We start from the raw sequence: 21,051 nt of genomic DNA, 5'->3' as shown, positions 1-21,051 counted from the left end.
GCGGCGGCCGCGGCTCAGCGCAGGACGGGCGACCTCGAAGTGGTCAGGCCTTCTCGTCCTCGTATTCGTCGGCGTACTCGTCGGCCCACTTGTCGACGTACTGCTCGTCGTCGGGATGTCCGAGTTCGCGCTCGAGCGCAGCGTAGTTGACGCTCGGGCTGTACGACTTCAGTTCGCGAGCGATCTTGGTGTGCTTCGCCTTCTGACGGCCACGCCCCATGCGAGACCCCCTCATTTCTGAGTTGCGGGCAGTGCGCGGGTGGTCCGCTCGCTCTCGCCCGCTCAATCACGATCCGGCTGGGGAGCCGGTAAGAGTAGCATTCAGAATAACACGGAGGATCGGGGCACCGGCGGCCCCACACCTGCATGCGGAAGGGGCGATGGACCAATGGCGGACGAGGCATCCGAGGTCGCGAATACAGCGGGAGCAGCGGATGCCGTGCGAGGCGCCGTCGTCGTCGGTCTCGTGCCCGGTGAGCCATCGCGTGTGGTCAAAGAGGCGGCGCGCTACGCGAAGGTGCTCGGTGCCCACCTCCTGGTCGTCCACGTCGATGTCACGCGATTCGTGACCTACGAGGACCCGGACGGCTACGTGCACTCGGCGCCGATCGACATGAACATCGGCGGGGGCGAAGCCGACCTGGAGAGGGTCCGGACCGAGGCCGACGCGGTGCTCGCGGCATCCGGCGTGCAATGGTCGATCCGGCAGCTCGTGGGCGATCCGGCCCTCGCCATCAAGCACCTGGCCGAGGACGTGGATGCCCGACTCATCGTCGTCGGCACGCGCAAGCGGGGGATCGGCGAGTCGATCCGCGAGTTCTTCACGGGGTCGGTCGCCGCGCGGCTCGCGCATCGCCAGCACCGGCCGATCCTCGTGGTGCCGCTCGGCGAGCCCGTGCCGGACGACGAGGAGATCTGGCCGGCGTAGCCAGCGCCCGCGGCCCGGCTTTCCCCGCGCGCTGCGTCCCCGCCGCCGCGCGCCCAAGCGTCGAGAATGCACGAACGACGGGTGCGGGGGGACGACACCCGTCGTTCGTGCGATCTCGGCGAGGGGTCAGCCGCGCAGCGCGCGGGTGACGGTGCGGGCGGCGTCGTCGAGGGCCGACTCGAGGTCGTCCACGATCGACGAGGCGAGCATGCCGCCGCGTGCGATGTGCGTGCGCAGGTCGCTGCGCACGCGGGCCCGGAACTCGGCGACGGCGGCCTCGGCCCGGTGGAGCTGCTCGCGGCTCGCGACGCGCGGATCGTCGTCGGGGGACGAGGCATCCGTCATCGTCCGCGTGCCGGCGCGCTCATCCTGAGCGGCGGCCGCGAGGTCGGCGCGGAGGCTCTTCATCGCCTCGCGCACGCTCCCGCGCACCTCGTCGGCGATGAGCCGGACCGAGTCGGCGAGGCCGGCCTCGATGCCCTGCAGGTCGCCCGCGCGCGCCTCGACCTCGGCGTGGCCCGCCGGAGTGATCTGGTAGACCGTCTTGCGACCGTCGACGGTCTTGGTGACCAGGCCCTCCTCCTCGAGCTTCGCGAGGCGCGGGTAGATCGTCCCGGCGCTCGGGGTGTAGGTGCCGCCCGTGCGGTCGGAGAGCGCCTGCATGATGTCGTAGCCGTGCCGCGGTCCCTCGTCGAGGAGGTTCAGCAGGTACAGGCGCAGGTCGCCGTGGGAGAAGACGGGGGGCATCACCAGCCCCCCCTCGCGCGGAGCCTCGAAGCCGCCGTCACCGGCGGCGCTGCTCTCGCTCTCGGGCAGGCGGGCGGGCTCACCCTGAGGTGCGCCGGCGGACTGACCCTGCGGGACGCCCGCGGTCTCGCCCTGGCGCATGCCGGCGGTCTCACCCTGAGGCAGGCCGGCGGTCTCGTGCTGAGGCAGCCGAACGGTCTCGTGGGCCGCTCCGACCGCTGCGCGGCGCAGGACCGTGACGTCGCCCGAGACGGTGTTGGCGCGGACGTCGGCGAACGTTCCGCTCAGCTCGCCCGCGGATCCGGCGTAATTGGTCGTGAATCCGCCCTTGCCGGAGCGCACGACGCCGTCGACCTGGACGCGGCCGCTGACGCTGCGGATCGCGTAGTTGGCGGGGAGGCCGTCGTCGAGGCGCACCGTGACGCCGCCCGCGACCGTGTTGAGGTTGACCGAGTGGACCTCGCCGGTCGAGTCGACCATGACGGCGCCCGACACGGTGTCGATCGTGGCCTTGCGGAGCGAGCCGGTCGCCGCGACGGCGCCCGAGACGCTGTTGGCGCTCAGCGAGCCGGTGAGCTCGCGGATCTGCACGTCGCCCGAGACGGCGTTGACCGAGGCGTCGCCCGTGATGCCGTCGGCGATGATGTCGCCGGACACGGTGTTCAGCCTGACGTCGCTGCGGATGCCCGACACGAGCGCGCTCGCCGTGACCACACCGAGGTTGAGCGCGACGTCGCGCGGGACGGCGACGCTGATCTCGGCCTTCGGGCCGCTCGACCCGAAGTTGCGGAACACCTCGAGGAAGTTGTCCCAGCGCAGCTGCGGGTGGTCGATCTCGACGACGTCGCCCGTCGCCTCGATGCGGAGGTCTTTGATGGTGACGGCGTGCACTTCGATCCGGACGCCGGGCTCATCGTGGGCGACGACGTCGATCTGACCGCCGACGAGGCCGACCTTGAGCTTGCGGACGTCCTCGATGTCGATGACACGCGTCTCGCCGGGGTGGATGATCCACTTCTCGAGAGTCATGGGGATTCTCCTTGCTGGGGGACTTGAGTCGCGATATATCGCGTGAATGGAGAGTAACACGATATATCGCGAGCCCGTCAACCAATTCAGCGAATTCTCTGCTTGACCTTGACGCAACGTCAACCTCTAGCGTCGGAGACGAAAGGAAGGAGGAACGGCATGGAATGGTCCATCCAGCAGATCGCGAAGCTCGCCGGCACGACGAGCCGCACCCTGCGCCACTACGACGACATCGGCCTGCTGCCCCCGTCGAGCATCGGCCACAACGGCTACCGGTACTACGACGAGACGGCGCTCCTGCGCCTGCAGCGGATCCTGCTGCTGCGCGAGCTGGGGCTCGCACTGCCTCAGATCGCCGAGGTGCTCACCCGGCCGACCTCCGAAGAGACCGCCCTGGAGGGCCACCTCGCGTGGCTGCGTCAGGAGCAGGAACGGCTCGCCCGGCAGATCGTGTCGGTCGAGTCCACCATCGATGCATTGAGAGGAGGTGAACGACTGATGGCAGAGAACATGTTCGACGGGTTCGACCACACGCAGTACAAGGACGAGGTCGAGGACCGCTGGGGCAAGGACGCGTACACGCGCTCCGACGCCTGGTGGCGCGGCATGAGCGCAGACGAGAAGTCGGCGTGGCAGGCACGCACCACGTCCCTCGGTCGCGACTGGATCGCGGCCGCAGAGTCCGGTATCGCACCGGACAGCGACGAGGCGCAGACCCTCGCGCGGCGCCACGTCGAGTGGCTGACAGGCATTCCGGGGACGCCCGCCGAGACGCCGGGCGGTGACGTGAAGGGATACGTCATCGGCCTCGGTGAGATGTACGTGGGCGACCCGCGGTTCGCGAAGAACTACGGCGGCACGAAGGGCGCCGAATTCGTCCGTGACGCGCTGCGCGCGTATGCGGAGGCGAACCTCTAGTCGGTCGCAAAGGAGAAGAGCGGATGCCCGAAGCCGGGGCATCCGCTCTTCTGTGCGTCCTGCCGGGGGGCTTGACGCGATCCCATGCGACGCCGACCGGCTGGCGCCCCCCTGGGCCGCCGGCCGGCGTCAGCATGGCAGTGGGCCCCGCGCGCCCGAGCGCGGGGCCCACCAGGGGGATGACTTATACGCGGTTGCGACCGCCGCTGATGAGTCGGAACAGGAAGACGATCAGCGCGATGATGCCGACGATGATCGCCACCCATAGCAGCCAGTTGAGGGCGGAGTTCAGTCCGCCGACGATCGCCAGAATGATTGCGATGACGATGATGATGATCAGGGCGAGGTTCATGCGGGACGCTCCTTCTCCTGTGGGGGGCCGCTCGGTGAAGCGGATGCCTGGGCTGGCATGGAACCAACCGTGGCATCGCCGAGCGTTCGCCGGGAGGCCCTTGACGACACCGGATCGCCGGTGCTAACCGCACAAGCGACCCGGATCCGACCCGTCGAGGGCTAATCGCCGCGGCATCCACTGTCAATCCCCCCGTGCCCGCGCGCGACGGTGCATACCGTTCTAGCCAGGGATCGAGAAGGAGGTCGCCATGCCCCAGGGACGCGGCTCGAACAGTCTGAAGGACCCCGACCTCTACGAGGAGCTCCGCGAGGACGGCGCTTCGAAGGAGAAGGCGGCGCGGATCTCGAACGCCGCCGCCCGAGACGGTCGCAAGCAGGTCGGCAGCAAGGGCGGCAAGTCCGGCGACTACGACGACTGGACCGTGGAACGGCTGCGCAAGCGCGCCAAGGAGCTCGGCATCTCGGGCTACTCCGGCAAGCGCAAGGCCGAGCTCATCGACATGCTGCGGAACCACTGAGCGCCCGGGCCATGGCACGGCTGACACGAGTGCGGCCGGGCCAGGACCCCGGCATCCGGCGGGTCCGCGCGGGATCCGGCTTCCGGTACATCGCGCCCGATGGCACCGCCGCGAGCGACGACGACCGCGAGCGCATCCACGAGCTCGTCATCCCGCCTGCGTGGGAGGACGTGTGGATCTCCGCAGATCCGCTCGGCCACATCCAGGCGGTGGGGACGGATGACGCGGGCCGGCGCCAGTACCTCTACCACCCGCGGTGGCGCGAGCGGCGCGACCGCGGCAAGTACGCGCGGGCTCTCGATCTCGCGCAGGCCCTGCCTTCCGCTCGGCGCCGGGTCACCACGGCCCTCCGCTCGGAAGGCCTCAGCCGCCAGAAGGTGCTCGCCGTCTCGTTCCGCCTGCTGGACGAGGGCGCTCCGCGGATCGGGTCGGCGCGGTATCTCGAGCGCCACGGCAGCCGGGGGGCTCACGACGCTGCTGAGACGGGATGCCTCGGTCGAGGCATCCGTCGTCACCCTGTCGTTCCCCGCCAAGAGCGGGCAGCGTGCCTACATCGAGATCGACGACGCCGAGCTCGCGCCCGTCATCGACGAGCTGCGTGTGGGCAAGCCGGGAGCCCACCTGCTCTGGTACCCCCCGCGGCCGTCGTCGCCTGACGCTCACGCCGAGCGAGGTGAACGACCACATCCGCACGCTCACCGGGGCGCGGTTCACCGCGAAGGACTTCCGGACACTCCGCGGCACGATCCTCGCCGCTGACGCGCTGGCCCGCATCGGGACCGTCGACACGGCGCGTGATCGCAAGCGCGCCGAGCTGCTCGCCGTGCGGGCGACGTCGGAGGCGCTCGGGAACACGCCGTCGGTCGCCCGGGCGAGCTACATCGATCCACGCGTCTTCGCGGCGTACGACAAGGGCCGGCTGCTCGACCTCGACGTGTCGCCGGAGTCGGCGATCCGCAAGCTCCTGAAGCCCTGACCTCCGGCGCGCGTCCCCGTCGGCGCGCGGAGCCGCTCCTACAGTGAGGCCATGGCCCGCACGCGCGCGTTCACGCCGGCCGCGTTCGTCGCGGTGGTGGCGGGCGGTGCGATCGGCGTCGCGCTGCGCGCGCTCTTCGTCGTCCCGCTCGGCAGCGTCGACGACGCCGTGCTCGTCCCCGCGGTGACGCTCGTCATCAATCTCGTCGGGTCGTTCCTCCTCGGGCTCGTCGTGGGGTGGCTGGACGACCGCAGACCCCTCACCCGGGCGTTCTTCGGCACCGGCCTGCTCGGCGGCTTCACCACGTACAGCGCCTTCGCGGTGCAGGTCGTGGAGCTCGGCGGCACGGCGCCCGTCCTCAGCCTCGTGATCGCCGCCGTGTCGCTCTTCGGCGGCGTGCTCTTCGCCGCGCTCGGGCTGCGGGTGGGGCACGCCGTCGTCGGAGCGGGCGACCGGGTCGAGCCTCCGGAGGTGGCGGAGTGACGGGCTGGATGCTCTTCCTCGTCGTCGCGGTGGCGGGCGGCCTCGGCGCCGGCCTGCGCTACGCCGTCGACGCGATCGTGATGCGGGGGCGCCGCGGCGCCTTCCCCCTCGGCATCCTCCTCGTCAACATCACCGGATCCCTCGCGCTCGGCCTCGTGACGGGTCTCGGCTCGGCGATCGACGCCTCCTGGGCCACGGCCATCGGCGTGGGTCTTCTGGGCGGCTACACGACCTTCAGCACGGTGTCGGTCGAGACGGTGCTGCTCGGCCGCGCAGGCCGCCGCGACTGGGCGTGGCTCAACCTGCTCGGCACGCTCGTGGCATCGCTCGCCGCCGCCGCGATCGGCATCGGGCTCGGGCGGCTCATCGCGGGCTGGATCCCCGGCTGAGCGGTCGCCGGGAGCGCACCGCCTCCCGCAGGACCGGGCGTCATCGCATGCGATACTGAGGCTCGATACATCCGCGTATCGGCCGCGTCACTCGGCATCCCGGGTGCCGCGGGGCCGAGTTCCCGGCATTCCCCACAGCACCAGCGAAGGCACCCGTGTCGAACCTCGCCGTCCTGAGCCTCAAGAACCGCGCGCTGATCGCGCTCGTGACGATCGTCGTCGCCATCTTCGGCGGCCTCGCGCTCGTGAACCTCAAGCAGGAGCTCATCCCCTCGATCGAGTTCCCGCAGCTCTCGATCCTCACGACCTACCCGGGCGCCTCCCCCGAGGTGGTCAACAACGACGTCTCCACCCCGATCGAGACGGCGATCCAGGGGATCCCCGGACTCGAGTCCACAACCGCGACGAGCACGACGAACGCGTCCATCATCCAGGCGTCCTTCACCTACGGCACCGACCTCGCCACGGCCGAGCAGAAGATCACGCAGGCGATCAACCGCATCAAGAGCGACCTTCCCGCCGACGTCGAGCCCAACGTCGTGTCGTTCTCGATCGACGACCTCCCCGTCATCCAGCTCGCCGTCACGGGGTACGACGACGAGGCGACCATCCAGTCGCAGCTCGAGGCATCCGTCATCCCGGACCTCGAGGACATCGACGGAGTCAGCTCCGCGCAGATCGTCGGCGGTCGCGGGGAGCGCGTGACGATCACGCCGGATGCCGCGGCCCTCGCCGCTGCCGGGTACTCGCAGCAGGCAATCAGCGACGCGCTCGAGCAGAACGGCGTGCTCTTCCCGGGCGGCACGGTGACCGAGGGCGACCAGACGCTCACCGTGCAGACGGGGGCCAAGCTGTCGTCCGCGGACGAGATCGCGGCCCTGCCCCTCGTGCCGTCGACGCCCGAGCAGGCGCGAGCGGGCGCGGTGACGATCGCGGATGTCGCGACCGTCGCGCAGGAGCAGGACCCGATCACCTCGATCTCGCGCGTGAACGGCGAGCCCGCGCTCACGATCGCGGTCACGAAGCTGCCCTCGGCGAACACCGTCGAGGTGTCGAAGGCCGTCACGGCGGCGATCCCCGACCTGCAGGATGCGATCGGCGACGACGCCGAGTTCACGGTCGTCTTCGACCAGGCGCCCTACATCCAGCAGTCCATCGACTCGCTCGCGCAGGAGGGGCTGCTCGGACTCTTCTTCGCCGTGATCGTCATCCTGATCTTCCTGCTGTCGGTGCGCGCGACCCTCGTGACGGCGATCTCGATCCCGACCAGCGTGCTCATCACCTTCATCGGCATCCAGGCGTTCGGCTACTCGCTCAACATCCTGACCCTCGGCGCCCTCACGATCGCCATCGGACGCGTCGTCGACGACGCGATCGTCGTCATCGAGAACATCAAACGGCACTACGTCGGCGAAGCCGAGAAGCTCCCGTCGATCATCCGCGCCGTTCGGGAGGTCGCGTCGGCCATCACGGCCTCGACGATCACGACGGTCGCCGTGTTCCTCCCCATCGCCTTCGTCGGCGACGTCACGGGCGAGCTCTTCCGGCCCTTCGCACTCACCGTGACGATCGCGATGTCTGCCTCGCTCCTCGTCGCGCTCACGATCGTGCCCGTGCTCGCCTACTGGTTCCTCAAGCCCGGCAAGCCGGTGCTCGACGCGGCGGGCCGCGAGGTCGACCCCGAGGCTCCGGACGCACCCCCGACGCGCCTGCAGAAGTCTTATCTCCCGGTACTCGGCTGGACCCTGCGCCACTCCTGGATCACGCTCGGGCTCGCCGTCCTGGTGCTCGTCGGGACGATCGCCCTCGCGCCGCTGATGAAGACCAACTTCCTCGGCGACTCCGGCCAGAACACGTTCACCGTGACGCAGGAGGTCGGTCCCGCCGCGAGCCTGGATGCCGAGGATGCCGCGGCCAAGAAGGTCGAAGACGCGATCCTCTCGGTCGACGGCGTCGACACCGTGCAGACGTCGATCGGGTCGAGCGGCTCGGCGCTGCGCGACGCCTTCCGGGGCGGCGGCGGGGGGATCACCTACTCGGTGACCACCGATCCCGACGCCGACCAGGTGCAGGTGCGCGAAGACGTGCAGGACGCGATCGCCGATCTCGACGACGTCGGCACCGTGACGGTCGCGTCGGGCGGCGGGGGGATTCGGCTCGAGCGACATCGACATCGACGTGTCGGCCCCCGACCAGGACACGCTGCAGAAGGCGACGGACGCCGTCGTCTCGGGCGTGGAGGGCGCCGACGGCGTGGGTCAGGTAACGAGCAACCTCTCGGCATCCCTCCCGTACGTCGCCGTCACGGTCGACCGCGAAGCCGCCGCCCAGCTCGGCCTCTCGGAGGTCGCCGTCGGGGCGCTCGTCTCGAACACGATGCAGCCCCGCTCGATCGGCTCGGTCGAGATCGACGACACCGCGCTGACGGTGTACCTCTCGGTCCCCGAGCCCCCCGCCACGATCGAAGAGCTGCAGCAGCTGCAGATCCCGAGCGCGACGGGCCCCATCCCCCTCGAGCAGGTCGCGACCGTCGAGCAGTCGCAGGGTCCCACCTCGATCACGACGCAGCGCGCCCAGCGCACCGCGACGGTGACGGTGACGCCGTCGACCGACGACCTGAACACGGCATCCGCCTCGGTGAACCAGGCGCTCGCCGATGTCGATCTGCCGACCGGGGCGAAGGCCGAGATCGGCGGCGTCGTGACGCAGCAGCAGGACGCCTTCTCGCAGCTCGGGCTCGCGCTCCTCGCGGCGATCCTGATCGTCTACATCGTCATGGTGGCGACCTTCAAGTCGCTGCGCCAGCCCCTTCTGCTGCTCGTCTCGGTGCCCTTCGCGGCGACGGGCGCGATCCTGCTGCAGATCATCACCGGCGTGCCCCTCGGCGTCGCTTCGCTCATCGGCGTGCTGATGCTCATCGGCATCGTCGTCACGAACGCGATCGTGCTCGTCGACCTCGTGAACCAGTACCGCGAGAAGGGGCTGTCGGCGCACGACGCGACCATCGCGGGCGGCTCGCGACGCCTCCGCCCGATCCTCATGACGGCGCTCGCGACGATCTTCGCCCTGACGCCGATGGCCCTCGGGATCACCGGCCACGGCGGCTTCATCTCGCAGCCGCTGGCTATCGTCGTGATCGGAGGACTGATCTCGTCGACGATCCTGACGCTGCTCGTCCTCCCGACGCTCTACAACCTCGTGGAAGGGGCCCGCGAGAGGCGAGCGGCACGGAGGACGGGCGGGACGGATGCCTCGGCACCGCGCGGAGGACAGGACGACGCGCCGCCGTCACCGGTGCAGGGCGCTGCAGCAGCAGCTGAGCCTGCGACCGTGGCCGCAGCGCCGGCGCCCGCGTCGGGATCTGCCGGGCTGACCGCTTCGGGGCTGACACCCGCCGCGCCGGTGCAGCAGACGCGCCGGAAGCGCCGCGACCCCGAGCCGGGCTGACCCGCCGGCGAGCGCGAGCAGCCGCGCGCGCAGGCGCCGGACGAGCCTGGGCGCGGGCGGCGGCCTTCGGTGAGGCGGCATTGCGCAGAGCGGTGCTGAACGTCACGAGCCACACGAAGATGAGGCCGAATCCGATGATCTCGAGGGTCGCCAGCGTGACGAGCCCGAGCACGAAGACGACGATCGCGGGCACGAGCACGACGGCGATCGCCGCCGAGATCCACCGCAGCCGACGCGGCGTCCACGGGCTCGCGAGCATGATCAGGAGGATCCCGAGGAACGACAGCATCGTCCCCGACGCCCCGCGCTCGTGCAGTGCCGTGTCGACGTTGAGCGGGACGAGACCCACGAGCGCCAGATGACAGCCGAACGAGGCGATGAGCGCGACCAGCACGCGTGCGAGATGGGTCTGGGCGTGGACCGCGACCTCGAGGCGGCGGAGGATCGTGGCGAGCTCCTGCCGCACGCGGGCGGCGAAGACGACGAGCAGCCCGCCGGCCGACATCGAGCCGATGTTGAAAGCCATGCCGGAGAGGTCGCGGTGCGTTCCGAGCTCGCTGAAGTGCAGCGTCCACCATTGCGAGTCCGAGGTCGTCGCGGCCGCGATCGCGGTGCCGAGCACCAGGATCACGACGGACGTGATCGCCAGCTGCCGCGAATCGACCCGCGATCCGCGGAAGATGTCGGCAGAGTCGAGGAACGCGGGGGCCCACATCGGGCGCCGCGTCACGGCCTGGATGGTCGAAGACATCGGCTCACCACATACAAGTCAGGGCGACCGGCGTGCCGGCAAGTTCCCCGGTCGGGCGTTCACTGCGAGCGCGTCGGGCAGCTCATTTCCCCTGGACGACGGCACACCGTCCGCCAATACCGTATCGTGCCCGCTCCTGTCCACTGAATCCGGGCGTGTCCCGGCAGTCCGTTCAGAGGAATCTCGTCGGCGCGCGAAGACCCGCGCCGACGAGGCATCCATCACACGGACGGCTGCTGTGCGGCGACACCGAGGAAGCGGATGAAGACGGCGATCCATGCGAACACGAGCGAGAACACGATGATTTCGAACGCGGTCAGTCCGAAGTATCCGACGACGAACAGGGCGACGGAGATGACGAGCGCCGCGAGGAAGCCCCATGTCGTGAGGAAGAAGGTGCGGGGCATCCCGCGAAGCACTCGTGGTGCCGCGATGAGAAGGCCGAGGAAGACGACTGCCATGCCGGTCGCAGACAGATTGTGGATGACGAGGTTCACGTCGACGGGCACGATTCCCACGAACGCCAGCATGATGCCCATCACCACGAACACCGTGGACACGATGCGCGGGCTGCGGCGGTTCGTCAGGATGCCTCGGTCGACGAGCGCGTGGAGATCGTTGGCGACGTAGACGGCGAAGGTCGTGACGAGCAGTCCTCCCGCGATGAGCGTGCCGTTGAAGATCCAGCTCGAGATGGTGTGGAAGGTTCCCAGCTGGCTGAAGTGGTAGGTCCACCAGTCCGCTTCCGGCGCCGTGATCGTCGCGGTCAGTGCGCCGATGCCGATGAACGAGACCAGGAGTGTGGACATGCGCTGGGTCGTCATGCGCGACGAGGAGACATAGCTCAAGTGCGCCGCGAGGAAGAGGTTGATGGCCATGAGCACCGCGGCCCAGAAGGGCTCCATCGTGAGCCCGATGAACCCCTGGCTCAGGACGTAGTACAGCGCGACGGTCCCGAGGAGGCCGAGGATCGTGTGGACGACCACGACCGAGACGGCATTGACGGCGAATCTCCACGGCTTGAGAGCGAGACGCCACTCCTGTCCGGGTGAGTGGCGCGACCGCCAGTAGGCCGTGCCGCTCGAGGCGCCGGCGACGACGCCCGCTGCGATGGCCGAGATGTCGCCGAACGATTCGCCGCCCGAGAGCGGGAGGCCGGGCCGGATCGCGCTGACGACGAGACCCAGGACGACGCCGACGACCGCTGCTGCGAGGCCCGCGGCGAGACCCTCGTTGACGACGCGCAGGCTCGGCGCAGGAGCGTCGGCCGCGGTCGAGGAGGTGGTCGCCCCGTCGGGAGCCGAGGCAGGCGCGAGGGGCTCGGGCATGCGCACAGTGTATTGGCGCCCGGGAGCCCCGGCATCATCCCCGGCGGGTGGTTCTCGGCATCACGCGGCGGTCAGGCCCTCCGCGTGGGGTCGAATGCGATGCCCCAGTGCAGCTCCCATGTCTCGCCGGGCGCGAGCCAGCGCAGACTCCGGCCCGAGTTCAGGGCGTCGGCGGGCGCCGTCATGGGCTCGACGGCGAGGGCGAGCGGATGACCCGGATACCGGTCGGTCGTGAAGACCTGGACGTAGTCGAACCCCTCGCCCTGCCAGAGCGTGAGCGATCGCCCGTCGGGGGCGCTGAGGGTCGTGCGGACACGGCCGTCGGCGTCGCGCACGAGGTCCGAGAACGCCGTGTCGAGGCTCAGCTCGCCGACGCGGCGCCCGGAGCGGAGGTCGGTCGCGGCATCCACCGGCTCCTCGCCCGTCGGCACCTTCTTGTCGTCGAGGACGAACCGCACCGACCCGGAGGAGCGCAGCACGAGATCGGCCGTGTCGACATCGCCGATGCAGACGTAGGGGTGCGTGCCGAGCGCGACGGGAGCGTCTTCGGAACCGAGGTTCGTGATGGCGTGCCGCACCACGATGCCGGTGCCCTCGAGCGCGTAGGTCACGCTCGTCCCGAGGTGGAAGGGGTAGCCCGTCTGCGGGACGACGGGCGCCGCGAGGGTGACGGATGCCTCGTCCCGGGCCGCGACCGTGTACGAGGCGAACCGCAGCAGCCCGTGCGAGGCGTTGCCGGTCGCCGGCTCGGTGATCGCGAGCTGCCGCGTCTCGCCGCGCTGGGTCCACTTGCCGTCACGGACGCGGTTGGGCCAGGGGACGAGCACGATGCCGGAGCCCGCGGGCGTGGGGGCATCGAGCGGATACCTCGGCACGAGGTCGACGCCGTCGACCGCGAACGCGCGGAGGGATGCTCCGACCTCTGTGATCTCGGCGGTCGCGCGGCCGTCGGCCGAGCGCAGGAGGTACTGCTCACCGGTGGGGCGATGGATGTCGGTCATGTCAGCCTTTCTGGAGCCACGGGCGCAGCGCGCGGGTGACCCACGGGAGCACGAAGTAGGTCATGACGGGGGTGAGGAGGACAGTCGCGAGCAGCACCCGCGCGTACAGGGGCCACTCGGTGAAGCCGGGCACGAAGCCGAGCAGCCACGAGGCGAGGAGGTTCGTCGGGAAGAAGCCGAGCCAGATCGTGACGGCCTGCTTCCAGCGGGGCGGCGCGGCGGGGATGGGCTGCTGGATCGGTCCGGTCGGCGACGCGGGGCCCTCATCGAACTGCCGCGTCTCGATGTGGGTCGCGAACGGCGCATCGAACCAGCCCTCGATGCCGGTCCGTCGCTCGACGCGCACCTCCTTCGCGAACGCGCGTCCCGAGTCGAGCCACCAGGAGCGCTGCGGCGACTCCTCCCACGCCTCGAGCGTCGCCATGTCGCGGAAGCGGTAGAGCATGTACCAGAGGTCGGACCCCTCGCCGGCGCGCACCCAGCCCGACCCGAGGAAGCCGGCGAAGCCCGTCGCGAGGTCGGTGCCCGCCTGCATCCAGCTCGTCGCCTCCACGGTGCGGTCGGGGTCGATGCGTCGCTCGATCGCGACGGTGATCGGGTGGGAATCGGGCTCGGCCATGCCTCCATTCTCCGGTGGCGCGGGCGGCGCTCGCATCGCGGGGCGGGTTCGGCGCCAGGCATCCTCTCAGGGGCGTCCGATAGTCTGTCTCGGTCGGCTCTGGACCCCGCGCCGTGCGCGCGGATGGGTTTGTGAGTCCAAGGGGCCGATGGTGGGAGCGAATCCGCTCCGACGACCATCACTGTGAATGGCCCCCGGCCGACGCAAGTCCGGGTTACTCCACGCCGCCGCTGAGCGGCCGCGCCTGTGCGCGCACTGAGGAGTGCTGTTCTCGTGCGAGAGAACCCAGAAGGACACACCCATGCCCAAGAACAAGAAGCCTGCCGGCGGCCGACCCGCCAAGAACTTCGAGCCGCGCTACGGCGCCAAGACGAGCTTCCAGGACCGCAAGCGGCGGACGGATGCCCCGGCATCCGAGCGCTCGTACGGTTCGAAGCCCGGCAGCAAGAGCCCGAACCACCGCGGCTACCGCGCCGAGTCGGCTGAGACCGCGCCGGCGAAGCGCCGCTGGACGGCGCAGGAGAAGGCCGGACGCGAGCAGGCGCACGGCATCCGCAACCAGGCGAGCGGCGCTTCGGGCCGCGGCCACGGCGACCGCCCCCGGTACGACCGCGACGACCGCCCCGCGCGCTCGTTCGACGACCGCCCGCGCCGGGAGTACGGCGACCGCCCCGCGCGCTCATTCGACGACCGCCCCCGTCGCGACGACCGTCCCGCGCGTTCGTACGACGACCGTCCGGCTCGTTCGTACGGCGATCGTCCGGCCCGCTCGCACGACGACCGCGGACGCGGCGATCGCGCGCAGCGCCTCGACCGGGTCGACCGCGACGACCGCCGCTCCTTCGGCGACGCACGTCCCTCGTACCGCTCGGACGACCGCCCGCGTCGCGACGACCGCCCGGCCCGTTCGTACGGCGACCGTCCCCCCCCGTTCGGCAGGCGACCGCCCGACGCGTTCGTATGACGACCGCCCGGCGCGCTCCTACGATGACCGTCCCCGTCGGGACGACCGTCCCGCTCGCTCTTACGACGACCGTCCCCGTCGAGACGACCGTCCGGCGCGTTCGAACGACGACCGCCCGCGTCGCGAATACGGCGACCGTCCGGCCCGCTCGTTCGACGACCGCCCGCGTCGGGACGACCGTCCGCGCCGCAACGACGGCCCGGGCCGCTCGGACTGGAGCTCCGCCCCCGCCCGTGACAAGGCCCACGAGGACCGCGTCGACGTCGTCCACGAGCGCCTGCAGGCCGAGGCCGTGCAGGCCGAGGACGTCGCCGGCACCTCGTTCGGCGACCTCGGTCTCGGCGAGAACATCGTCCGAGTGCTCGCCGATCTCGGCGCCGCTGCGCCGTTCCCGATCCAGGCGTCGACGATCCCCGCGATCCTGGAGGGCAAGGACGTGCTCGCGCGCGGCCGCACCGGCTCCGGCAAGACGATCGCCTTCGGCGCTCCTCTCGTCGAGTCGATCCTGCGTTCGCAGGCCGGGCAGCGCCGTGAGTTCGGCCGCTCGCCCAAGGCGCTCATCCTCGCGCCGACGCGTGAGCTCGCCCTGCAGATCGACCGCACGATCCAGCCGATCGCACGCTCGGTGGGCCTCTTCACGACCCAGATCTACGGCGGCGTGCCGCAGGCCCGCCAGGTCGGTGCGCTCAAGAAGGGCGTCGACATCATCATCGGCACGCCCGGTCGCATCGAGGACCTCGTGGAGCAGGGCAAGCTCGACCTCTCCGAGATCCGGATCGCGGTTCTCGACGAGGCCGACCACATGTGCGAGCTCGGGTTCTTCGAGCCCGTGCAGCGGATCCTGCGCCTGACCGCCGAGGGCTCGCAGAAGCTCCTCTTCTCGGCCACGCTCGACCGCGAGGTCGCCGGCCTCGTCGAGGAGTTCCTCGTCGAGCCCGCCGTCTACGAGGTCGCCGGCGAGGACCAGGACTCCGGCACGATCGACCACCGCGTCCTCGTGATCGACCACCGCGACAAGGCGGAGATCCTCGGATCCCTCGTCGACCGCGAGGGCAAGACCCTCGTCTTCGCCCGCACCCGCGCCTACGCCGAGATGCTCGCCGAGCAGTTCGACGACGCCGGCATCAACGCGGTCGCCCTCCACGGCGACCTCAACCAGGCCAAGCGCACGCGCAACCTCGAGCGCCTCACGTCGGGTCGCGTCAGCGTTCTGGTGGCGACGGATGTCGCGGCACGAGGCATCCACGTCGACGACATCGATCTCGTGATCCAGGCGGACGCGCCGGACGAGTACAAGACGTACCTCCACCGCTCGGGCCGCACGGGCCGCGCGGGTCGTTCGGGCACCGTCGTCACGCTCGTGACGCGTCAGCGCCGCCGTCGTATGACCGAGATGCTCGACCGGGCCGAGATCTCGGCGCCGTTCGATGAGGTGCGCCTCGGCGACGACCTCATCGAGGAGCTCGCCGGCCGTCAGGTCGACCCCGTCGCCTGACCCGCTGCGAGCCTGCAGCCGGCCGCACGGCTCGCAGCCGTAGGAATTCGCCCGAGGGTAGGAGAATCTCGCTGAGGTTCTCCTACCCTCGGTCGGTCTCCGACCCTTGTGGCGCCCGCGTCGGATCAGAAGAGCATCGCCGGGCCGGACTGGCGGGCGGCGGCGGCCGCCCGGCCGCGCGAGGTCGTGACGAGCTGGGTGCGGGCGGCGAGCCCCGGCACCGGCCCGCGGCGCGGGGAGTCGTCTTCGGCCTGGCCGCCGAGCCCGTGCACGCGCAGCAGCGGCTGCACGCGTTTCGCGAGCCAGGACCGGTACGGCTTCGGCGCGTAGGTCGAGGCGCCGGGATACAGCCCCAGGTACGACGACACGAGCTCGGGGTGCTCGCGCTGGAGCCACTGCATGAACCACGGCTTGACGCCGGGTCGCAGGTGGAGCGCGCCGTACACGACCCGCGAGGCGCCCGCCTCTCTGATGCGTCGCAGCGCGTCGTCGAGGGCGGCCACCGAATCGGTGAGGTGGGGCATGATCGGCATGAGGAAGACGGTCACGCGGAAGCCGGTGTCCGTCGCCGCTCGCACCGTCTCGAGCCGCGCGGCCGTCGTCGGCGTGCCGGGTTCGACGAGCTTCTGCAGCGTCTCGTCGAAGACCGCGATCGACATGGCGATCGTGACGGGGACGGATGCCGCGGCATCCTGAAGCAGCGGAAGGTCGCGCCGCAGCAGCGAGCCCTTCGTGAGGATCGAGAACGGCGTTCCGGAGTCGGCCAGCGCCGAGACGATGCCCGGCATGAGCCGATAGCGCCCCTCGGCGCGCTGGTAAGGATCGGTGTTGGTGCCGAGCGCGACGGGCTCATGCGCCCACGTCCCGCGCGCGAGCTCTTTGCGAAGGACCTCGGCGACATTGATCTTCACGACGATCTGCGAGTCGAAGTCGTGGCCTGCGTCGAACTCCAGGTACTCGTGCGTGCCACGCGCGAAGCAGTACACGCAGGCATGGGAGCACCCGCGGTAGGGATTGACCGTCCAGTCGAACGGCATCGCCGAAGCGCCCGGAACGTGGTTGAGGGCGCTCTTCGCCATCACCTCGTGGAACGTCACCCCCGAGAACTCGGGGGTGGTCACGGACCGCACCAGGCCGTTCAGATGCTCGAGGCCGGGCAGGGCCGCGGCATCCGGAACACCCAGCTCCTGTCCCTGCCACCGCATGCCTTCAGTCGAACAGATATACGAAGAACTGTCAAGGCGGATAGAACAAAGAAGCGATGCACCGAGATGAGAATCATGCCACGAGGCGGGGCCTCCCAGGTCGACAGGGCACAATGGCGGGGTGACGACACCGGTCACACGCCGCGAAGCCCGCGCGGCCCAGCTGCTCACGGCCGTATCGGCGCCCGTGCGCCATGCCCGCGCGCGCCGGGCCGCCCGGATCCGAGGCGTCTTCGCCGCCGTCGCCGGGATCGCCCTCGTGGTCGGCGGTGCCGCCGCCGTGACGTCGGCGCTGACGGCATCCGGTCTCACGCCCGAGGCCCGGCTGCAGGCCGATCCGACGCCCTCCGCCACTCCCGTGCCGCTGCCCCAGCCGGTCGAGGCGCTTCCCGCTCCCTCGGTGGCGGCTGCTCCCGCGGTCGTCGATGTGTGCGGCATCCCGGCGTTCACCGCCGCCATCGCCGCGGGCGATGATGCAGCCGCGATCGCCGCCGCCGGCGGCGCGGACGCCTTCCGCACGGCCGTCGCCTCGGGGGCGGCGCCGTGCGTCTCGCTCTCCGATCCCGCGCGCGTCTGGGCGGTCGTGAACAAGACGCGTCCGTTCGACCCGGTCGACTACCGGCCCGCGTCGCTCACGGGCCCCGGCGTGCGCGAGATCTCGACGGGTGACCTGCGGGCGGATGCCGCGGCATCCCTGTCCGAGATGTTCGCCGCCGCAGCCGCGGCCGGTGCCGGCGAGCTGGCACTCGACAGCGGCTACCGCTCCTACCGGACGCAGCGCACCACGTATCAGCGCCTCGTCTCGGCGAAGGGGATCGGCGGCGCCGACATGGTGAGCGCGCGTCCCGGTTTCAGCGAGCACCAGTCGGGCCTCGCCGCCGACGTGACGGCGTGCGCGTCCGGATGCGTCGGCCTCGAGTCGTTCGCAGGCACACCGCAGCAGCAGTGGATCGCCGCGCACGCGTGGGAGTACGGATGGATCGTGCGGTACGAGGACGAGTGCACGGCCGTCACGGGCTATTCGCCGGAGCCGTGGCACCTGCGCTACATCGGCCGCGAGCTCGCGAGCGCCTACCACTCCGGCGGCTGGCGCACCCTCGAGGAGTTCCTGGGGCTTCCGCCCGCCCCCGACTACGCCGGCTGAGACGCGACGGACCCTCGCTCGGCGACGCGTGTGAGGCATCCCACAATCGCGGCACCGAGTCCCGCGGAACGTGAGATGCAATGTCACAGAGCGGGCCGCGATGTCGTCGTCGTGAAATAGAATCGGCCCGGCGACGCGGCCGCGTGTTCCCTGCTCGATCGAGCAGCTCGGCCGGCGCCCATCGGTGTGCGAAGGAAGGGGCGGGCTCATGGAGCGCGACATCTACGACGAGGACCACGAGGCGTTCCGCGACGTCGTCAAGGAGTTCTGCAAGCGCTACGTCACGAACGAGGCGCGCGAGCGGTGGGATGCCGAGGGCGAGGTCGACCGCGGAACGATCCGTGCGGCCGGCGAGGCCGGGATCATCGGACTCTCTGTTCCCGAGGAGTTCGGCGGGGCCGGGATGCTGCAGGACTACCGCTTCCGCGCGATCGTCAACGAAGAGGTGATCAAGGCCGGAGCCGGCTCGCTCGCGGGCGCCTTCGGCATCCAGGACGACCTCGCGGTGCCGTACCTCGTGCACATGGGCACGCAGGAGCAGAAGGAGAAGTGGCTCCCCGGCATGGCGACGGGTGAGATCGTCGGCGCGCTCGCGATGACCGAGCCCGGTGCGGGCAGCGACCTGCGCGGCATCAAGACGGCGGCCAAGCGCGCCGAAGGCGGCTACATCGTCAACGGCGCCAAGACCTTCATCTCGAGCGGCAAGACGGCCGACGTCCTCGTGACGTTCGTCAAGACGGGCGAGGGCAACCGTCCCGACGCCTTCAGCCTGCTGCTCATCGAGAACGGCATGGAGGGCTTCGACCACGGTAAGAAGCTCCACAAGATGGGCTTCCAGGGCCACGACACCGCAGAGCTCTCGTTCACCGACGTGTTCGTGCCGGAGGAGAACCTGATCAGCGGCAAAGAGGGGATGGGCTTCGTGCAGCTCATGATGAACCTCCCGCTCGAGCGTCTCTCGATCGCGGTCGCGGCGGCCGCCGCCGCACAGGCCGCCCTCGACTGGACCCTCGACTACACCAAGAGCCGCGAGGCGTTCGGCGAGCGGATCATCGACTTCCAGAACACACGCTTCAAGCTCGCGGATGTCGCCACCACCGTCGACGCCCTGTGGGCATACATCGATCGCGCGCTGCTGGCGTACAAGGACGGCAGACTGTCGGCCGAAGAGGCGGCGAAGATCAAGTTCTGGGCGACTGAGCGCGAGTGGGACGTCCTCGACACGTGCGTTCAGCTGCACGGCGGCTACGGCTACATCACGGAGTACCCGATCGCTCGGGCGTTCCTCGACGCGCGCGTCCACCGCATCTACGGCGGCACGAACGAGATCATGCGCGAGATCGTCGGCCGCCAGCTCGCCGGCAAGCGCTAGGACGGCGCGCCCGCGGGCGCTGGGTCGACCCGCAAGTGCTGGCTCGGCCCAGCCCGCAGGTGCTGAGCCGGCCCGGCGCGCCGGCGCGATGTCGGCGGCCGCGAAGCCTCAGCCCCGGACGTTACCGCCGCTGCAGGTCTGCTGAGCCGCCGTCGATCCGGTGATGGTCGGCGGGAGAGCCACCGCGTCGACGGGCGGCGCCGGCGTCTCGACGGGGGTCGCGCCGGGTGTCGGCTCAGCGGCCGGCGGGGTCGCGGCACCCGTCGGCGTCACGTCGACGACGCCCCCGCGCGCACCGACGTCGCCGGTGATGTCGAGGGGCTGATTGTCGCGCAGCGCGTTCCACAGGACTTCGGCCGACGAGTAGTCCGGACGAAGGCGGTTCTCGTCCGAGGGATCGGTGAAGGTCGGGTACTGCACGAACACGATCTCGTCGAACGGCACGTCCTTCACCGCGAGCGCGATCTGCACGAGGGTCAGCGGGTTGGCGAGCGATCGCGTCGGAGTGACGTTGTCGAGGGCGACCGCCGCGAGCTTGTAGAGCTGTGCGGGGTTGGAGAGCACGTCGTCGCTCACAAGCTTGTTGGCGAGCCGCGACATGTACTGCTGCTGGTTCGAGATGCGACCGAGATCGCTTCCGTCGCCCACGCCGTACCGCGTGCGCAGGAACTGCAGCGCGGTCACGCCCGAGACGGTGTGGGTGCCGGCGCTGAGATCCAGTCCCGTGTTCCGGTCGCGGATGCCGCGGGCCAGGCACACGTCGACGCCTCCCAGCGCGTCGGTCACCTTGATGACTCCGCCGAACGTCACGACGGCGCCGAACGGAATGTTGATGTCGCTCAGGTCGGAGATCGTCTTCATGACGCAGCCGAGGCCGCCGTACTGATACGTCGTGTTCAGCTGGTCGGTGCCGCCGCCGAACGTAGACCCGTCCTCGCGCGTGCATGACGGGATCGGCACGATGAGATCGCGCGGGAACGAGACGACGGTCACTCGGCGCGGGCTGTCGCCGATGTGCACGAGCAGATTGACGTCGTTGAGCCGGGTCGTGCTGTCGGGACCCTTGCAGCGGTCGCCGAACAGATACTTGAACTCCTCTTCGCACTCGTCGATGCCGGTGAGGAGCACGCTGACCCCGCCCTCGATGGCACCGATGTCAGGCGGAACGGCTTCCTGGTCCGGGATGTCGACGACATCGTCGGCGAAGCTCGCGGCCAGGTCGTACGTCGCATAGGCGGCGACGCCGCCGAGGCTCACGACCAGCACGGCGAGGCACACCCCGACGATCGCGAAGAACTGACCGAGCGGGCGCGGGGACGGCAGCCGCGCGTGTCGCGCGACCGTCCGTCGTCGTCTTGCCATCCCGCGCGTCCCCCGTGCCGT

Annotated in this window: 18 protein-coding genes and 3 pseudogenes; 11 read left to right on the top strand and 10 right to left on the bottom strand. The window is 70.3% G+C overall.

What is annotated here, in order from left to right; translation table 11 throughout:
• Positions 1-43: 43 nt before the first annotated feature.
• Positions 44-220, bottom strand: a complete 177-nt coding sequence (locus G5T42_RS04580) for a DUF3073 domain-containing protein (RefSeq protein WP_165126081.1) — start codon at positions 218-220, stop codon at positions 44-46.
• Between the two features lie 168 nt (positions 221-388).
• On the opposite strand from G5T42_RS04580, the gene G5T42_RS04575 reads away from it, so the two are divergent.
• A complete protein-coding gene (locus G5T42_RS04575) occupies positions 389-928 on the top strand; it encodes a universal stress protein (RefSeq protein WP_165126078.1) in 540 nt (179 codons plus the stop codon).
• A 126-nt stretch (positions 929-1,054) separates the two neighbouring features.
• Here the strand turns inward: G5T42_RS04575 and G5T42_RS04570 are convergent, their stop codons facing one another.
• Both G5T42_RS04570 and G5T42_RS04565 read right to left on the bottom strand, forming a co-directional pair.
• Positions 1,055-1,675, bottom strand: a complete 621-nt coding sequence (locus G5T42_RS04570; protein ID WP_165130081.1) for a PadR family transcriptional regulator — start codon at positions 1,673-1,675, stop codon at positions 1,055-1,057.
• 222 nt (positions 1,676-1,897) lie between these two features.
• A pseudogene (locus tag G5T42_RS04565) lies at positions 1,898-2,704 on the bottom strand (DUF4097 family beta strand repeat-containing protein); the annotation flags it as partial.
• A 159-nt stretch (positions 2,705-2,863) separates the two neighbouring features.
• Between G5T42_RS04565 and G5T42_RS04560 the strand changes: the two are divergent.
• Positions 2,864-3,622: a MerR family transcriptional regulator gene (locus G5T42_RS04560; RefSeq protein ID WP_165126075.1), complete on the top strand. Its 759-nt coding sequence runs from the start codon at positions 2,864-2,866 to the stop codon at positions 3,620-3,622.
• A gap of 184 nt (positions 3,623-3,806) precedes the next feature.
• Here the strand turns inward: G5T42_RS04560 and G5T42_RS04555 are convergent, their stop codons facing one another.
• Positions 3,807-3,974, bottom strand: coding sequence for a hypothetical protein (locus tag G5T42_RS04555; RefSeq protein WP_165126072.1), 168 nt, complete (start codon positions 3,972-3,974; stop codon positions 3,807-3,809).
• 250 nt (positions 3,975-4,224) lie between these two features.
• On the opposite strand from G5T42_RS04555, the gene G5T42_RS04550 reads away from it, so the two are divergent.
• The 6 genes and pseudogenes from G5T42_RS04550 to G5T42_RS04530 all read left to right on the top strand — a co-directional run.
• On the top strand, positions 4,225-4,494 hold the full coding sequence (locus G5T42_RS04550; RefSeq protein ID WP_165126068.1) for a Rho termination factor N-terminal domain-containing protein: 270 nt from the start codon (positions 4,225-4,227) through the stop codon (positions 4,492-4,494).
• An 11-nt stretch (positions 4,495-4,505) separates the two neighbouring features.
• Positions 4,506-5,150 carry a hypothetical protein gene (locus G5T42_RS04545; RefSeq protein WP_347104243.1) on the top strand — a complete coding sequence of 215 codons (645 nt, stop codon included), beginning with the start codon at positions 4,506-4,508 and terminating at the stop codon, positions 5,148-5,150.
• Between the two features lie 17 nt (positions 5,151-5,167).
• A complete protein-coding gene (locus G5T42_RS17960; protein ID WP_347104242.1) occupies positions 5,168-5,470 on the top strand; it encodes a hypothetical protein in 303 nt (100 codons plus the stop codon).
• A 51-nt stretch (positions 5,471-5,521) separates the two neighbouring features.
• A complete protein-coding gene (locus tag G5T42_RS04540; protein WP_165126065.1) occupies positions 5,522-5,953 on the top strand; it encodes a CrcB family protein in 432 nt (143 codons plus the stop codon).
• Positions 5,950-6,342 carry a fluoride efflux transporter CrcB gene (gene crcB / locus G5T42_RS04535; RefSeq protein ID WP_241245960.1) on the top strand — a complete coding sequence of 131 codons (393 nt, stop codon included), beginning with the start codon at positions 5,950-5,952 and terminating at the stop codon, positions 6,340-6,342. Before G5T42_RS04540 ends, crcB begins: the two co-directional genes overlap by 4 nt.
• A gap of 155 nt (positions 6,343-6,497) precedes the next feature.
• Positions 6,498-9,576 (top strand): annotated as a pseudogene (locus G5T42_RS04530) (efflux RND transporter permease subunit); the annotation flags it as partial.
• On the opposite strand, the gene G5T42_RS17570 reads toward G5T42_RS04530, so the two are convergent.
• The 4 genes from G5T42_RS17570 to G5T42_RS04515 form a co-directional block, all read right to left on the bottom strand.
• Positions 9,467-10,504 carry a DUF998 domain-containing protein gene (locus G5T42_RS17570; protein ID WP_241246041.1) on the bottom strand — a complete coding sequence of 346 codons (1,038 nt, stop codon included), beginning with the start codon at positions 10,502-10,504 and terminating at the stop codon, positions 9,467-9,469. The pseudogene G5T42_RS04530 and the gene G5T42_RS17570 overlap by 110 nt on opposite strands.
• 257 nt (positions 10,505-10,761) lie before the next feature.
• Complete coding sequence (locus G5T42_RS04525) at positions 10,762-11,868, bottom strand: DUF998 domain-containing protein (RefSeq protein ID WP_165126062.1); 1,107 nt, start codon at positions 11,866-11,868, stop codon at positions 10,762-10,764.
• A 71-nt stretch (positions 11,869-11,939) separates the two neighbouring features.
• Positions 11,940-12,869: an aldose 1-epimerase family protein gene (locus tag G5T42_RS04520; RefSeq protein ID WP_165126059.1), complete on the bottom strand. Its 930-nt coding sequence runs from the start codon at positions 12,867-12,869 to the stop codon at positions 11,940-11,942.
• A 1-nt stretch (position 12,870) separates the two neighbouring features.
• Positions 12,871-13,488, bottom strand: coding sequence for an antibiotic biosynthesis monooxygenase (locus G5T42_RS04515; RefSeq protein WP_165126056.1), 618 nt, complete (start codon positions 13,486-13,488; stop codon positions 12,871-12,873).
• 301 nt (positions 13,489-13,789) lie between these two features.
• On the opposite strand from G5T42_RS04515, the pseudogene G5T42_RS04510 reads away from it, so the two are divergent.
• A pseudogene (locus tag G5T42_RS04510) lies at positions 13,790-15,947 on the top strand (DEAD/DEAH box helicase).
• 125 nt (positions 15,948-16,072) lie between these two features.
• Here the strand turns inward: G5T42_RS04510 and G5T42_RS04505 are convergent.
• Positions 16,073-17,152: an Rv2578c family radical SAM protein gene (locus G5T42_RS04505; RefSeq protein WP_165126053.1), complete on the bottom strand. Its 1,080-nt coding sequence runs from the start codon at positions 17,150-17,152 to the stop codon at positions 16,073-16,075.
• 121 nt (positions 17,153-17,273) lie between these two features.
• Here G5T42_RS04505 and G5T42_RS04500 point away from each other — a divergent pair, with 121 nt between their 5' ends.
• Together G5T42_RS04500 and G5T42_RS04495 are read left to right on the top strand one after the other, a co-directional pair.
• A complete protein-coding gene (locus tag G5T42_RS04500) occupies positions 17,274-18,296 on the top strand; it encodes a M15 family metallopeptidase (RefSeq protein WP_165126050.1) in 1,023 nt (340 codons plus the stop codon).
• Positions 18,297-18,504: 208 nt separating this feature from the next.
• Positions 18,505-19,668: an acyl-CoA dehydrogenase family protein gene (locus G5T42_RS04495; RefSeq protein WP_165126047.1), complete on the top strand. Its 1,164-nt coding sequence runs from the start codon at positions 18,505-18,507 to the stop codon at positions 19,666-19,668.
• A gap of 108 nt (positions 19,669-19,776) precedes the next feature.
• Here the strand turns inward: G5T42_RS04495 and G5T42_RS04490 are convergent, their stop codons facing one another.
• Entirely contained in the window at positions 19,777-21,030 is a 1,254-nt protein-coding gene (locus G5T42_RS04490) for an LCP family protein (protein WP_165126043.1), read from the bottom strand.
• Positions 21,031-21,051 lie beyond the last annotated feature (21 nt).

The sequence above is a fragment of the Microbacterium sp. 4R-513 genome, assembly GCF_011046485.1.
Lineage (GTDB): Bacteria > Actinomycetota > Actinomycetes > Actinomycetales > Microbacteriaceae > Microbacterium.
Note: the sequence above shows the minus strand (reverse complement) of the source record. Positions and strands in the feature narration are given on the sequence as shown.

Excerpts from the sequence above, each read along its gene's own strand:
- G5T42_RS04505 (WP_165126053.1), bottom strand. The coding sequence starts at position 17,152 with ATGCGGTGGCAGGGACAGGAGCTGGGTGTTCCGGATGCCGCGGCCCTG.
- G5T42_RS17570 (WP_241246041.1), bottom strand. The coding sequence starts at position 10,504 with ATGTGGGCCCCCGCGTTCCTCGACTCTGCCGACATCTTCCGCGGATCG.
- G5T42_RS04490 (WP_165126043.1), bottom strand. The coding sequence starts at position 21,030 with ATGGCAAGACGACGACGGACGGTCGCGCGACACGCGCGGCTGCCGTCC.
- G5T42_RS04570 (WP_165130081.1), bottom strand. The coding sequence starts at position 1,675 with ATGCCCCCCGTCTTCTCCCACGGCGACCTGCGCCTGTACCTGCTGAAC.
- G5T42_RS04560 (WP_165126075.1), top strand. The coding sequence starts at position 2,864 with ATGGAATGGTCCATCCAGCAGATCGCGAAGCTCGCCGGCACGACGAGC.
- G5T42_RS04540 (WP_165126065.1), top strand. The coding sequence starts at position 5,522 with ATGGCCCGCACGCGCGCGTTCACGCCGGCCGCGTTCGTCGCGGTGGTG.
- G5T42_RS04550 (WP_165126068.1), top strand. The coding sequence starts at position 4,225 with ATGCCCCAGGGACGCGGCTCGAACAGTCTGAAGGACCCCGACCTCTAC.
- G5T42_RS04580 (WP_165126081.1), bottom strand. The coding sequence starts at position 220 with ATGGGGCGTGGCCGTCAGAAGGCGAAGCACACCAAGATCGCTCGCGAA.
- G5T42_RS04525 (WP_165126062.1), bottom strand. The coding sequence starts at position 11,868 with ATGCCCGAGCCCCTCGCGCCTGCCTCGGCTCCCGACGGGGCGACCACC.
- G5T42_RS04520 (WP_165126059.1), bottom strand. The coding sequence starts at position 12,869 with ATGACCGACATCCATCGCCCCACCGGTGAGCAGTACCTCCTGCGCTCG.
- G5T42_RS04555 (WP_165126072.1), bottom strand. The coding sequence starts at position 3,974 with ATGAACCTCGCCCTGATCATCATCATCGTCATCGCAATCATTCTGGCG.
- G5T42_RS04515 (WP_165126056.1), bottom strand. The coding sequence starts at position 13,488 with ATGGCCGAGCCCGATTCCCACCCGATCACCGTCGCGATCGAGCGACGC.
- G5T42_RS04495 (WP_165126047.1), top strand. The coding sequence starts at position 18,505 with ATGGAGCGCGACATCTACGACGAGGACCACGAGGCGTTCCGCGACGTC.
- G5T42_RS04575 (WP_165126078.1), top strand. The coding sequence starts at position 389 with ATGGCGGACGAGGCATCCGAGGTCGCGAATACAGCGGGAGCAGCGGAT.
- G5T42_RS04545 (WP_347104243.1), top strand. The coding sequence starts at position 4,506 with ATGGCACGGCTGACACGAGTGCGGCCGGGCCAGGACCCCGGCATCCGG.